Here is a 13414-nt window from a genome sequence, read left to right on the forward strand (position 1 = left end):
CGATGAGCTTGTCACGAGTACGATGACCGCGCGGACGAGTTGGCCGGGCGGCCGCGGATCGTGGGAGAAATCCCGCGGTTCGAGGAAAGTCCGGACTTCACAGAGCAGGGTGATTGCTAACGGCAATCCGAGGTGACTCGCGGGACAGTGCCACAGAAAACAGACCGCCACCGCTGGGTCTTTCGGGATTCAGGGGTGGTAAGGGTGAAACGGTGCGGTAAGAGCGCACCAGCGGACCGGGTGACCGGTTCGGCTCGGTAAACCCCACCCGAAGCAAGGCCAAAAGGCTGTGCTTGCACAGCTGTGGAAGTGTTCGAGGGCTGCTCGCCCGAGCTTCCGGGTAGGCCGCTTGAGGTACCCGGCGACGGTGTGCCCAGATGGATGGTCGCCGCTGCGCGGCCGCGGCTAGCCCGTGGCTGCGTGGAACAGGATCCGGCTTACAGGCCAACTCGTCCGCCTCTCCAGATCTACCAGTCGATATGTGGTCAGAAATATGGCCGCGCATCCTTCAAGTCTGCCGGGCACGCCGAAAGGCTGCGCCCCCGCGCTTGCGTTGCTGCATGAGTCGGTAAGTGCTTCGGCCGAAAAATTGCCGATCCGCGGAGGGCTAAATCCTGGTCCGCAAAGTCCGACTCCGGCCGGAGGTAGGCTCGACTCATGATGAAGATCGTGCTGACTTTGGGCGGGATCACGCTGGCGGCAATCCTTGGTATTGCGTGGATTTGGCATTTCGGAAGTCCGAAGGACATGGATACGGAGATCGCGAAGTCACTACTGAGCGTATTGACCGCTTCAGTTGTTACGCAGGCGGTCGCTATCGTCATCTATCAGTACAACGAATCAAGGAAAGCGCAGATAGAGCAGGACAACGAATCGCGGAAGGCCGAGATCGAGAAGGATGCGCTCAGAACTCTAATCCTGGATCGCATCAATGAAGCGTTCGTCAAGGTCAAGGGATTGCGACGAAGGGCGAGAGCTCATTCGGTGGTCGTGAGTGATGAGAGTGTGCAAGCTGTGTTCGTCATCACGCAAACCCTCTATCAAGACATTATGGAGGAACTGAATAATGTTCAGCTCCAACTGGAGTTAGCGCATAAGGATATCGAAACCAATGCCAACATTTTGCACGACGACCCAGGCATTTTCAAGGGCGTGCGAACGATGGAAGAGTATCTCAATAATGTTGTCGATGAATGGGAGAACCCTCCCGCGAAGTTTCAGGGTGACCCGCCCAAAGTTGGCGCTGCTGCACTGCCGAAATTCTACGATCTGATTGGTCCGTATACGGATTCACAGTTCAGGTCGCTTTTCGTCAAGGCCTACTACAAAACCATCGAAGAAATTCGCAAGTCGATGACTAAAGGGCAGATTCGCCGTTGGCAGATGCAAGTGCGGCCGAGCACAGTGCCATGACAGATTGGCGGCCGGATCGTCGCTGAGCCAAGTTCCGGCCTCGCAGGCTCGCCATCGAGTGGGCGTTCGCAGCGATCATTAGAAGACCGTCTCGTTCATTTTGACCCAACATACGCGAAGCTTAGACCGTTGGTTCTGAGACATCGTTTGTCGTACTGTTTCGCTGAGTCCAAGCTGATTCAAAGACCGCGTCAGGGGTTACGAGCTCGGTCGGCCAGAGCCCAGAAATCCGATATTGCTCTCGCTTTCGCCGTTTCGCCTGTATCGAGAATGCGGGATGTCGGTCTTCGGACGGCGGAAGCGCGGGCCTCACGTTCTGCCAATCGAGTGCTACAACACCATCGGGTCCGCACACCAGGGCGAGCGTTACTACGTCGTACTGTGAACTCAGTGCGTGCAGCTCAGCACATTGGTCAGACGTAACGACAAACTGCCAAGGTGTCAGCCGATTCGTCGAATACTTAATCATCACCACGTTGCGGTAATCGATGACATAACACGATCGGGATGACTCGCGCAAGGGCATGATATGGACGCCGGATTCTGATGCAGCGATAATTCTTGACAGCACCAGGCCATGGAAGCGTTCTTTTTCCCCAATCAAGACACGGCTCTTCTAATCTTCTAAGCGCGACCTATGAAAGTAAGGTTCTTACTTTTGACGCGAGCATCGCCGGGATCGGGAGAATATTTATAATACACGCGTGCTTCTCCGTCTGGGTTGGTAATCACGTAAATATGATGAAGGGCCCGTTGGTAGCGCGTCCGGTTCAGCTGATTCCTGCCGATGAAGCCCTTTTCTCGAACGATCAAATCTATGTCGGCGCTAGTGTATCGGCTTGTGAGGTCTAAGGCGCCGTGAACCACTACTGACTTATCGCCATAGGGCAGAAAGTTTTGTATGAATTCAACTAGATAGTCGGGAAGAAGTTCATTACCGAGTTCGTCGCGAAGTCGACGGACTCGCGTCATGCCCTCTCCTGGATCATTCACCAACCAGTCGCGGGTATCAGCAGAAAGGCCAAATTTATCCCAGTACATCTCGCCGGACTTCCACTGGACCGACGCAGTCTTTATGCTGCTTGTCGCGACGGCTGTGATTCGACTATCCTGCAGCCATAGAGGGACGCCTTCACCGCTGCGAATAGCAGCGATCGATAGTTTGTGGAAGACAAAGCAACGCTGCCACTCCCAATATAAAGATGTTGGAATATGCAGCTGAAACCAGTCTAGGTAGGAACCACGACTACCAAACATGCGGGCGCGCTGGATGTATGTGTCCTGCTGCATTTTGTGCGCTTCTCGCGTGAAAAACATCGTTAACAAGTTATCGAATGTGATGCCGCGGGAGACTAGATTTCCGCCGATCGCGACCGTAAAGAGCGTGCTGGGGTTTGTAGCATTGATGTAGCTCGCCTGCTGCTTTGACGAGTTGCTATTCATCACTACTACGTTGTTTCTGTCTATATTCGTTAGAACGTACTTCACCACTGGGTCTGCAAAGTCTGGAAAGAGCTCGTACGCAATGTCGAAAAGCTCTTTGACATACTTTGGAAAGTTCTTGTTACCGCTATCGGCCAGCGTCACAAAGACATCAGTTATAATTCGAGCGTCACCTGTGTGATCGCTCTTATTGCCGCTCGTGTGAACGAGCATACAGTAATTACCCAGGTTGTCACCAGTATGGTTTAGATAACCAACGCGGGCTAAGAAGCTAAGCAGGGCCAAGCGAAGGTATTTCTTGTCATCGCGGTTATCGGGCATCAGTTCTAATAGATATTTCAACCCGTTTAGTCGAGCTTCGCTACTTGGAAAGAATATGTCCTGACCGGTGTAGAAATCGTGAGGCGGAAAATCTATCCATCGCCCGCTGTCGTTGTCGAACGTCTCGTTTAGATCGAGCCGTGCAGGCGTGGCAGTGACGCCGATGTACGCTCCGCTATCACCTATGAGGGTTTCCACCAATTCGTTGATGCGAGTTTTCTCGGCACGATTTACTTTTGCGTTCGGACTAGCGAAGTCAGCCTCGTCATCGATGATAACCAGGCCGTCTTTATGTTTATCGAGCTTCTGAATAAGCTTATCGAGATCGCGTGCATTCTTTTTGCAGAAGATTACCCAGTTACTGTCGCCGAGCTTGATCGAATCATCGAGAATCTCCGAAAAATTCTTAGGCGCGGGTGCTAGGTTGGAGCGTCGAAAGCGGTTGAGGTTCTGATCGAGCACCTGTACTGCGTCGTTGACGAGAACGATTACAATTTTGAAACCCTCATCTAGGAGGGCTGCCGTCAGGCAGATCATCATCTCTGTTTTGCCGCTTTGTGGCTCACCATAGATAATGAATGATGTTACGTTATTCTCTTTGACATTTTTTATCGCACCATCAACCGCTTTTTCGATTTGTGCGACCGACTTACCGTCGCCTCGAATACGATCGTACTGTGACGCCAACCTGTTGATGGCCTTCGCCTGTAAGCCGACGTAATTATTGATGTCAAATACAGTTGGATTTGTATCCTGCATCGATGCTCCCCGAGCGGTTTGGCGGACTATTTTTCTTTTGTCAACGTCAGAATGACTTCTGTCCTCATTCGCTTTGTTAGGGCTGACGCACCCTTAGTTGCGATGGGCAAGTACCGCCTATTTTCGGGTAGTTCACGTTCTTGTCGACCTATGCTCGTAAAGCCGGAGGACTCGAATGATCGCTGTACCATGAGATCATTGCGAATGTACTTTCCCTTTAGGGTTGAGTTTCCGATTACAAGCACTGCTTTTCCGTCCACTTTTATCTTCTTTGAGAGCTCGGACGAGAATGCCGTAAGGTCGTGGCAATAGCGCGCGATAACGCCCATAGGCAAATCTGAACGGTCTAACCCCGCGTCTGTGGCGCACTCCAATAGGTGACCGACCTCGCCGGCGCGTTCCTTCGATAGGACCCGTTCACTACCGATCGATTCTGACCGAATCTTCCGGAGTTCTCCGACGGTGTAACCAAACCAGATCAGAGATAGCCTGTGGCCGCGCATGTAATCGATCGCGTTTAGGTATGGGGGAGATGTGACCACGAGATCGATACCCGAGTTTGGAATGCCCGAGAGCTTGCGTGCATCGCCTTGGCGGACGTTCGGTTCAACGGAGATGGACCTGCTCCCAAGCAGTTTTGCAACGTCGGCGACGGATTTTGCGAAGCCTTCGTAGGCATTGTAGTTGTTACGCTCGATGACACGGTGGGGCCTACTGTGCGATGTGTCTGCTGCAAGGGATGCGCGAGGCGACTTGGTAATGATCGTTCGGCTCAGTGCTACCTGTAGTGCTTGGCGGAGGCGAGTGTCCGGTACAGCTGCGATCTGCGCGCCGATACGAAGTAGTTGGAACTGCTGAGGCTCATCGAACCAGAAGTTTGCGAAATCGATGGTCTCTTGGTCTGTCCAAGGAAGTTGCTTCGCAGTAGATCGCGATGCACGGTGCGCGAGAGCCTCTCCCAGGCTTGGAAGGTCGTCGACCCTGAGATTGTTGGTCGCCACGGTCGCCATCAATACCGCTAGAGGATCAACGTCCCGGCCGTATGCCTTATGGCCCCGCTCAGCCGCGATAGTCAGGACGGTGCCGGAACCACACATCGGGTCAAGCACCCTTAACCGCCTCCCCGAGTCGGCCGGAATCGAGTCCGTCGCAATCTCCGGGGCCATTCGTGCCGGAAATGGATGCAAGCTGCGGGCGGACAGGATTAACCCCCTGGGATGAGGTCCGGGTTTTGTTTCCCGTACAGCGCGCACGATACAGCCGAGGCCCGACAATTAACGGGAGCGACACGACATTCTCTGGCGTCACTAGTTCTTTAGGCGATACCAGCGAACACATGCAGGCCGTCTCTTGGCCTCAAACCAACATCGACGCGAACATGTGCGGCAGGGTGCGCCCCCGTTATACGTTCACGGTGAGGGACGCCACGCTGCAACTGACTATCTGGCCGTCGAACGTGACACTGCCGTGGCAAGCCGGTCTCATCGGTCCCGAAGGCGAACAAGTCGGGGGCTAGGGCTCCGCTCCCGACATCGGCGAGAGTTTCGCGCAGTCCTTGCGCTGCACCTTCGGCCCTGGCGTGGATGAAATAGCCTGTAAGGAAGGGTTCCCAGGTTCTTCCTCGGCTGGCTCAGTTGAGACCATTACGAGCCACACCTCCTCACCGACGATGCTAATGCTAGTCTCCATCCGCGCCCTACTCCAAGTCAATCTGTCCGCCATGGCCGCAAATACTGTCAGTGCCGTACGACCGCGAGTACATGCCGTGTACACCCCTGGGGGAGGTTGTCGCTTGTGCGACGTGTTTGGCGAATCGAATGCAGAGCAGGTAGGTCCACTACGCAGGTGCTACGCACAGCAGCACTCTGCGACCACTGGTGGCAGCTTGAGGCAGGCTGAGAAACTAAACGTTCACCTGCATGAGTCGCCCGCTGACCGCCATGCGCCACCAATGACACCAAGTGGCGGTGAACTGCTGAAATCTCGAAAGTCAATGTCCGGCTTACAGGCCAACTCGTCCGCCTCCCGACCTGGATTAGTCTGGATCGGTGACGTTGAAGCGCTTGGTCGCCCGCGACCTCAGCTTCGACGGCATCCGTGCGGAGTTCACGCTCCCCACCGAATTCGGTACCGACGCGCAGCGTGATGCCGCCCAGGCCGTCGACCGACACCACGCGGAGCGTATCGACCGCACCGATCTGGAGTTGGTCACCATCGACCCGCCCGGATCGCGCGACCTGGATCAGGCCCTGCACCTGGAACGCACCGATAACGGTTACCTGCTGCACTACGCCATCGCCGACGTCGCCGCGCAGATCGAACCCGGCAGCGCCTTGGACAGCGAGTCCCGCACGCGCGGTGAGACCATCTACTTGCCCGACGGTTCGGTGCCGCTGCACCCCTTGGTGTTCTCCGAGGGATCGGCGAGCTTGCTGCCCCACGAGATTCGGCCAGCCGCGCTATGGCGCATCGAAACCGATGGCGATGCCAACCCGGTCAGCTGGAGCGTTCAGCGCGCCCTGGTGAAGTCCACACGGCAGCTGACCTACCGGGAGGCTCAAGACGCGGCGGATGCCGGGGACCCGCATCCCTCGATCGCTGTGCTCCCTGAATTCGGGCGTAAGAGAAGAGATCTCGGACTGGCCAGGGGAGCGATCGAGTTGAGCCTGCCCGAGCAGGAAGTCGTGCGCGGCCCGAGCGGTGACTGGGAGCTCGGCATCGAGGCGCGCACGGAAACCGACGGCTGGAACGCGCAGATATCGCTGCTCACCGGGATCTGCGCCGCGCAGATCATGCTCGATGGCGGCATCGGCATTCTGCGCACGCTGCCGCCCGCGGACGGCGATGTGCGCCGGTGGATCCGCCGGACCGCCGATGCACTCGGGCTGCCCTGGTCGAGCGATACCCCGATCGGTGCCCAACTGGCCGCTCTAGATCCCTGCGCCACGACAACATTGGCGATGATGACGCAGGCGACCACGCTCCTGCGGGGCGCTTCGTATCTAGTCTTCGACGGTAACCGCCCGGATGACCAGGCGGCGGGGCATGCGGGTATCGCCGCCCCCTACGCGCACGTGACCGCACCGCTGCGCCGGCTGGGCGACCGGTTCGCCACGGAAATCTGCCTGGCGCTGTCGGCGGGTACGCCGGTGCCGCAGTGGGCACGCGACGGCCTGGCCGACGTCAGATCGTCGCTGCTGACCTCGAATACGCTGGCCAATAAGGTGGAGCAGGCGTGTGTGGACCTCACCGAGGCCACCGTGCTTGCCCCGCAGAAGGGTCAGACCTTCGATTCGGCCGTGCTGCGAGGCGCGGAGAAGAAGCGAGCCGCTGAGGTTTTCGTGGCAGATCCGCCGATTCTGGCCCGTTGCGAAGGCGATCCACCCGAGGGCCAGCGCACCAAACTCACTCTGCGTGAAGCGAATCCGGAGACCCGGACCGTGCTGTTCGGCTTTCCAGCGGAGGGCAGCTGATCACTTCTTGTGGCGCACGGCCTGACGGAGCGCCTTGAGTGTCGCCTCCACCTGGTGGCGTGCGGTCTCGGCGGCGTCGTGCTCACGCTGGTACAGCACCCCGTAGGTGAAGGTGTCTTCACCGGCGCTGTGCGCCTCGGCGGCCTGCGTGGCCAGATATGCGCGACTCACCGTGCTGTCCTGATGCTCACCCAACAGTTCCTGGATGTCCTTGGCCGCTTGCGAGACTCGCTTCGCGCCCTCGGCGCTGGCCACGTAGCGCAGCCGCTTAGCCGACTTGCGGATGCGGTGCAGGGCCTCGTCGCGATACTCGCCCTCGGCACGCGCCGCTGCCCGGGCCGCGCGGCGCACCTTGCGGTACGCGGCGTCGAGTGTTCCGCCCTCGTCCGCGTGATGGGTGTCCGAGGGCGGCCCGGCGGAAGCGACCAGTGCGTCCAGAGAATCGAGCAGCCGGAAGTAACGATGACTGCGCATTGCCGCCAACGACCGGCGTAACCCGTTGTCATAGTGCTGCTGGGCCGCATCCACCAAACGTTCGTGCACCGGGCCCCGGATGAGTGGTTCGGGAAGCTCGGTGAGCGCGGCGGCGTAGCGCTGCGCCAGCACCTCGGCATCACGCGCACCCCCGAGGATGTTGGCCAGCAGGCGCAGCTCGTCGAGCGGCTCGGTGTTCGTGTCCACGCCGAAGCGTTCCGGATTGGACTGCAGCAGACTGCGGATCCGCCGAATGGTGACGCGCATCTGGTGCACCGAATCATCGGTGTCCGCGCGTACCGCGCGGTCCCAGCCGAGCAGCTGATCCAGCTGCTCGAGGAGGGCGCGTTGGATGGGATCCTTACCGGAGGGGCGTGCACGCTCGGGGACGTCAAGAACACGAGCCAACTTGGAACCGTGCCCGGCCGGGGCCGCTCCGGCGTCCAGCAGACGAGCGGTCACCCGGTCGAACAGTGCGGTGTCGCCGAATGTCGACAGCTCCAGCTCCCATTCCCGCCAGCTCTGCACGGCGGCCTCCTCGCCGGAGTCCTGGCCCGTCAGCCGAGTGGCGGTCACCTGGTCATCGCAGAATTCGGCGAGCTGCTCACCTTCGGCGCCGATCAGCCGCACCACCGTGCGCACGGTGCTGATGCGGGCCACCGGGGCCAGCTCGTCCTCGCGCACCACCGCGAGCACGGTGTCCCGCAGCTCCTCCGGAACCGCAAGAGAATCCGCGTCGTCGCCTTCGTCGAGGGGGAGCCGCAGCTCGGTTCGGGTGTCCGGCCCCGCCGGCAACTTCAGGTGCCATCCCGCGTCGGTGCCGCCCGTGCGTCGCCGCAACGTGATGCGCTGGTAGGCCAGCCGCTGGTCGGGCGTGTCAAAGTACACCGCGTTCAATTCCTGCTGGGGTTGCTGCTCCACATGCGCGACAGCGGAAATCCCGTCGAATGATGGATTGATGGTCGCGTCGGTGACGTCGAACTTCCGCTCGACCTCGACGTGCTGAGATGGCATGAGGGGTGTGCCCTGACGGTCGAAGGGACGGGATGCTCGGCGTGTGCGGGCTTGGGCGAGTATGAGACACGGTGCCACATTCAGGTAAACAATGGTCACGACTTGTCACGGGGTAATCTAAGATTCTCTTAGGATTCTCATAAGGTCGGGGTATCAGATTGGGCAGCCGTATTCGTTTCGCACCGCGTGTGGTGCCGAGTGTTGGTGTTGTGCGGTCGGTATCGTCCCCTTATGGGACGCCCGCCGTATCCACAGCTAGACCGAGGTCGACATGAAATTACGTGTTGAGGAGTACTTGGACGGCAAAGGTGCGATCACCTTGCCGGATGGCTATACCGTCAACTACTACCTTGAACGTGCCGTAGCCGAGCTGGGCGACACTTTCGCGTACCGGTACCTGGACTTCAATGCCAACTCCGACGGCGAACCCAACGATCTCAACTGGACACAGCTTGGCCAGCGCTCTCAGGCTGTCGCGGCCCGTCTTCAGCAAGTCACCAAGCCCGGCGATCGCGTCGCGATCCTGGCCCCGCAGGGCATCGATTACGTGGTCGGTTTCTATGCCGCCATCGAGGCCGGCAACATTGCGGTTCCATTGTTTGCTCCGGAGCTTCCCGGCCACTCCGAACGACTCGATTCGGTGCTCACCGACGCACAGCCGACCGTCGTCCTGACCAACAACGCCGCCGCCGAGTCCGTCAGCCGATTTGTCCGCGGACTGCCCCGGGAACGGCGACCCCGCGTGATCGCCGTCGACAGCGTGCCCGATTCGGTGGCCGCCACCTACGTCAAGGTGACGCCGGATACCGACGACATCGCCTACCTGCAGTACACCTCGGGGTCCACCAGGGTGCCCGCCGGTGTCGAGATCACCCACCGCGCGGTGATGACCAACGTCTTGCAGATGATCATCTCGGTGGGGCTCGACGACAGCATCCGCAGTGTCAGCTGGCTCCCGCTGTATCACGACATGGGTCTGTTGATGATCCTGTTCCCACTCTGTGGGGGCCGGATCACCCTGATGTCGCCGGTGTCGTTCGTGCGGCGTCCGGGACGGTGGATCAAGGAACTTGCCGCCGAGGGGCACCTGGGCCGAACCTTTGCCGCCGCACCGAATTTCGCGTTCGAGCTGGCGGCAGAGCGCGGCCTGCCCAAGGACGGCGAGACGCTCGACCTGAGTAATGTCGCGGGTCTGATCAATGGATCCGAGCCGGTCAGCATCTCCTCTATTCGCAAGTTCAACGACGCCTTCGGGCCGTACGGACTGCCGCCGACCACCATCAAGCCCTCCTATGGGATGGCCGAGGCGACGCTGTTCGTCTCCACCATTCCCTCCGACGCCGAGGCCTCGGTGGTGTATCTGGACCGCCAGGAGCTGGGCAGCGGGCGCGCCATACGGGTGGGGGCCGACCACGACAACGCGGTCCCGCAGGTGTCCTGCGGCAAGATCGCGCGCAGCCAATGGGCCGTGATCGTCAACCCGAACGCGGACACCGAGCTGCCCGACGGTGAAGTCGGGGAGATCTGGTTGCACGGCGACAACATCGGCCGCGGCTACTGGGGCAGGCCCAAGGAGACCGATTTTTCGTTCCGCAACAAGCTGCAGGCCAGGCTCGACCAAGGCAGCCACGCCGCTGGTACCGAGCCCGGTGCCACCTGGTTCCGCACCGGAGACCTGGGCGTCTACCTGGACGGTGAGCTTTTCATCACCGGACGGGTCAAGGACCTGGTCATCATCGACGGCCGCAACCACTACCCGCAGGACATTGAGGCCACCGTCGAGGAAGCCTCACCCGCGGTGCGGCATGGATTCGTGGCGGCCTTCTCGGCGCCCGCGAACGAGCTGCCCGCCGGCGTCGATCAGGGCAACGGCACGGGGGAGCGGTTGGTCATCGTGGCCGAACGTGCTGCCGGTGCGGGCCGCGCCGCTCCAGAGCCCATCGTCGATGCCATTCGCGCGGCCGTATCGCGGCGGCACAACCTGCCCATCGCGGATGTGCAGCTGGTTCAGGCCGGTGCGATTCCACGCACCACCAGCGGAAAGCTCGCACGCCGAGCCTGCCGCCAGGAATACCTGGACAACAAGCTCGGCGTGCGCGCCTGAGCTATCAGTAGCTGTGTTCGGGGGCGGGGAACGCTCCGCGCGCCACCTCATCGGCGTACTGCTCGGCGGCCTTGCGTAATTCCGCGCCGACCTGACCGAACTGCTTGACGAACTTGGCGGTCTTGCCGCTGGTCATCCCGGCCATGTCCTGCCACACCAGCACCTGGGCGTCGCATTCCCGGCCGGCGCCGATGCCGACGGTGGGGATGGTGAGCTTGCCGGTGATCTGTGTTGCCAGCTCTGCCGGCACCATCTCCATGACGACGGCGATGGCTCCGGCTTCCTGCACCGCGATGGCATCGTGAATGAGCTGTGCGGCGGCGTCATCGCGGCCCTGAACCCGGTATCCGCCAAGCCCGTTCACGCTCTGCGGGGTGAACCCGATGTGTGCGACCACCGGAATCCCGGCAGCCGTCAGCGTGGCGATCTGATCGGCAACGCGTTCTCCGCCTTCGAGTTTTACGGCGTGGGCGCCGGCTTCTTTCATGAACCGGGTGGCACTGGCGAGGGCCTGAGCGGCCCCGCCCTCATAGGAGCCGAAGGGTAGGTCGGCGACCACCAGGGCCTCGGTGGCACCGCGAACCACACCACGTACCAACGGAATCAATTCGTCGATGGTGATCGGCACGGTGGTGTCGTACCCGTAGACCACGTTCGCGGCCGAATCCCCGACCAGCAGAACGGGAATCCCGGCATCGTTGAAAATCCGTGCGGTCGAGTAGTCGTACGCGGTGAGCATCGACCATTTGTGGCCCTCGGCTTTCCACTTCTGCAAGTGGTGCACGCGGGTCTTGGTACGCGGTTTTGCGTTCGTCTCGGAAGCAGCGCCGTACAAAGCAGATTCGGACATCTCGGACATCACTGTCACCTTTTCGATAATCTCCTCAAGGCCCGTTCGGGTCCCTGGGTTACCAACGATGTTCAGTGTGCCACCGGGCGGCGATGAGATGAATATCCGAGCGCGTGGACTTGGTCACATCTGTGGTCGCCGCATTCGGGCACGGGGGCTACCAGGCTCGCCTAGCATCTGCGGCATGCAGCGGCTTTCCGGACTCGACGCCAGTTTTCTCTATCTCGAGACACCCACCCAACCCATGCACGTGTGCGGGGTACTGGAATTAGACACCACAACCATTCCTGGTGGCTACTCGTTCGAGAAACTGCGGGCCAAGCTGGTCGAGCGCGTCGAGGGAATCTCCTCGTTCACGGAGAAGCTCGCCGACAGCCGCCTGAACCTGGACCACCCGGTGTGGGTGGACGACGACGACTTCGACATCGACCGGCACCTGCACCACGTCGGCCTGCCTTCGCCTGGAGGCAAGGGCGAGATCGCCGATATGTGCGGACACATCGCCTCGTTGCCCTTGGACCGCGCCCGGCCGCTGTGGGAAATGTGGGTCATCGAGACAGGCGACACGAACCGCTTGGTGGTCATGACCAAGATGCACCACGCCTCGGTCGACGGTGTCACCGGCGCCAACCTGATGTCGGCGCTGTGCGGTGTGGAACCCGATGCCGAAGCGCCCGAACCCGAGCCGGGTGTCGGCGGCGCCAACAGCCTGGAGATCGCGGTCACCGGAGCCCTCAAATGGGCCTCGCGGCCGCTGAAGTTCGCCAAGCTGCTGCCCTCGACCATCGGCGTCATTCCGGCCTGGCTGGAGCGCTCCAAGCGCGGCGAGGCCATGACCGCGCCGTTCTCGGCGCCGCGGACCTCGTTCAACTCCACGATCACCAGCCGCCGCAACGTCGGCTACGCCCAACTGGACCTCGAGGACGTCCGCGCGGTCAAGAACCGCTTCGGCGTCAAGGTCAACGATGTCGTGATGGCCATCTGCGCCGGCGCACTGCGTAAGTATCTGGACGACCGCGGTGAGCTTCCAGAGAGCTCATTGGTGGCCATGGTTCCGGTGTCGGTGCATGAGAAGTCGGACCGCCCGGGGCGAAACCAGGTCTCGGGAATGTTCTCCCGCCTGGAGACCAATATTGAAGATCCCGTGGACCGTCTCGGTGCCATCGCCGAGGCCAACAACGTCGCGAAGGAACACACCGCCGTGTTGGGCGCGACGCTGCTGCAGGACTGGAGCCAGTTCGCGGCGCCCGCCGTGTTCGGCACCGCGATGCGGGTCTACTCGCGCATCCGGCTGGCCGACCGCCACCCGGTGATCCACAACCTGGTGGTCTCCAATGTGCCGGGACCCCAAGTGCCGCTGTACTTCTTGGGCGCGCAGGTCGTCGGGATGTATCCGCTGGGGCCGATCTTCCACGGCGCCGCGCTCACCGTCACGGTGATGTCGCTGGACGGCAAACTCAATGTCGGCCTGATTTCTTGCCCCGATCTGATGCCCGATCTGTCCACGCTGACCGACGATTTCGGCGTGGCGCTCCAGGAGCTGAAGGCCCGGATCTAGTCCCT

Annotated in this window: 8 protein-coding genes and 1 other RNA gene; 5 read left to right on the forward strand and 4 right to left on the reverse strand. The window is 60.6% G+C overall.

The annotated features are described in order from the left end of the window. Positions 1 to 35: 35 nt before the first annotated feature. Both rnpB and B4400_RS20980 read left to right on the forward strand, forming a co-directional pair. Positions 36 to 456, forward strand: an RNA gene (gene rnpB, locus B4400_RS20975) — RNase P RNA component class A. Positions 457 to 657: 201 nt separating this feature from the next. Then, positions 658 to 1413: a hypothetical protein gene (locus B4400_RS20980; RefSeq protein ID WP_078312594.1), complete on the forward strand. Its 756-nt coding sequence runs from the start codon at positions 658 to 660 to the stop codon at positions 1411 to 1413. Between the two features lie 624 nt (positions 1414 to 2037). Here the strand turns inward: B4400_RS20980 and B4400_RS20985 are convergent. After that, the gene (locus B4400_RS20985) at positions 2038 to 3936 is read right to left on the reverse strand and encodes a Z1 domain-containing protein (RefSeq protein WP_139361521.1); all 1899 of its coding nucleotides are present in this window, start codon (positions 3934 to 3936) and stop codon (positions 2038 to 2040) included. A gap of 26 nt (positions 3937 to 3962) precedes the next feature. After that, complete coding sequence (locus B4400_RS20990) at positions 3963 to 5045, reverse strand: hypothetical protein (RefSeq protein WP_139361795.1); 1083 nt, start codon at positions 5043 to 5045, stop codon at positions 3963 to 3965. Positions 5046 to 5984: 939 nt separating this feature from the next. Here B4400_RS20990 and B4400_RS21005 point away from each other — a divergent pair. After that, positions 5985 to 7409, forward strand: a complete 1425-nt coding sequence (locus B4400_RS21005; RefSeq protein ID WP_078312598.1) for an RNB domain-containing ribonuclease — start codon at positions 5985 to 5987, stop codon at positions 7407 to 7409. Here the strand turns inward: B4400_RS21005 and B4400_RS21010 are convergent, their stop codons facing one another. Next, a complete protein-coding gene (locus B4400_RS21010) occupies positions 7410 to 8897 on the reverse strand; it encodes a CYTH and CHAD domain-containing protein (RefSeq protein WP_078312599.1) in 1488 nt (495 codons plus the stop codon). A gap of 271 nt (positions 8898 to 9168) precedes the next feature. Here B4400_RS21010 and B4400_RS21015 point away from each other — a divergent pair, with 271 nt between their 5' ends. Beyond that, the gene (locus tag B4400_RS21015; protein ID WP_078312600.1) at positions 9169 to 11001 is read left to right on the forward strand and encodes a fatty acyl-AMP ligase; all 1833 of its coding nucleotides are present in this window, start codon (positions 9169 to 9171) and stop codon (positions 10999 to 11001) included. A gap of 4 nt (positions 11002 to 11005) precedes the next feature. Here B4400_RS21015 and panB read toward each other — a convergent pair whose 3' ends face one another. Beyond that, positions 11006 to 11851, reverse strand: a complete 846-nt coding sequence (panB, locus tag B4400_RS21020; protein ID WP_078312647.1) for a 3-methyl-2-oxobutanoate hydroxymethyltransferase — start codon at positions 11849 to 11851, stop codon at positions 11006 to 11008. A gap of 184 nt (positions 11852 to 12035) precedes the next feature. On the opposite strand from panB, the gene B4400_RS21025 reads away from it, so the two are divergent. Beyond that, complete coding sequence (locus B4400_RS21025) at positions 12036 to 13409, forward strand: WS/DGAT/MGAT family O-acyltransferase (RefSeq protein WP_078312601.1); 1374 nt, start codon at positions 12036 to 12038, stop codon at positions 13407 to 13409. Positions 13410 to 13414 lie beyond the last annotated feature (5 nt).

The organism is Mycobacterium sp. D16Q13, from assembly GCF_002013375.1.
GTDB lineage: Bacteria > Actinomycetota > Actinomycetes > Mycobacteriales > Mycobacteriaceae > Mycobacterium.

Bases quoted from the DNA above. Each gene is read 5' to 3' on its own strand.
- B4400_RS20985 (WP_139361521.1), bottom strand. From the start codon at position 3,936: ATGCAGGATACAAATCCAACTGTATTTGACATCAATAATTACGTCGGC.
- B4400_RS20980 (WP_078312594.1), top strand. From the start codon at position 658: ATGATGAAGATCGTGCTGACTTTGGGCGGGATCACGCTGGCGGCAATC.
- B4400_RS21025 (WP_078312601.1), top strand. From the start codon at position 12,036: ATGCAGCGGCTTTCCGGACTCGACGCCAGTTTTCTCTATCTCGAGACA.
- B4400_RS21010 (WP_078312599.1), bottom strand. From the start codon at position 8,897: ATGCCATCTCAGCACGTCGAGGTCGAGCGGAAGTTCGACGTCACCGAC.
- panB (WP_078312647.1), bottom strand. From the start codon at position 11,851: ATGTCCGAATCTGCTTTGTACGGCGCTGCTTCCGAGACGAACGCAAAA.
- B4400_RS21015 (WP_078312600.1), top strand. From the start codon at position 9,169: ATGAAATTACGTGTTGAGGAGTACTTGGACGGCAAAGGTGCGATCACC.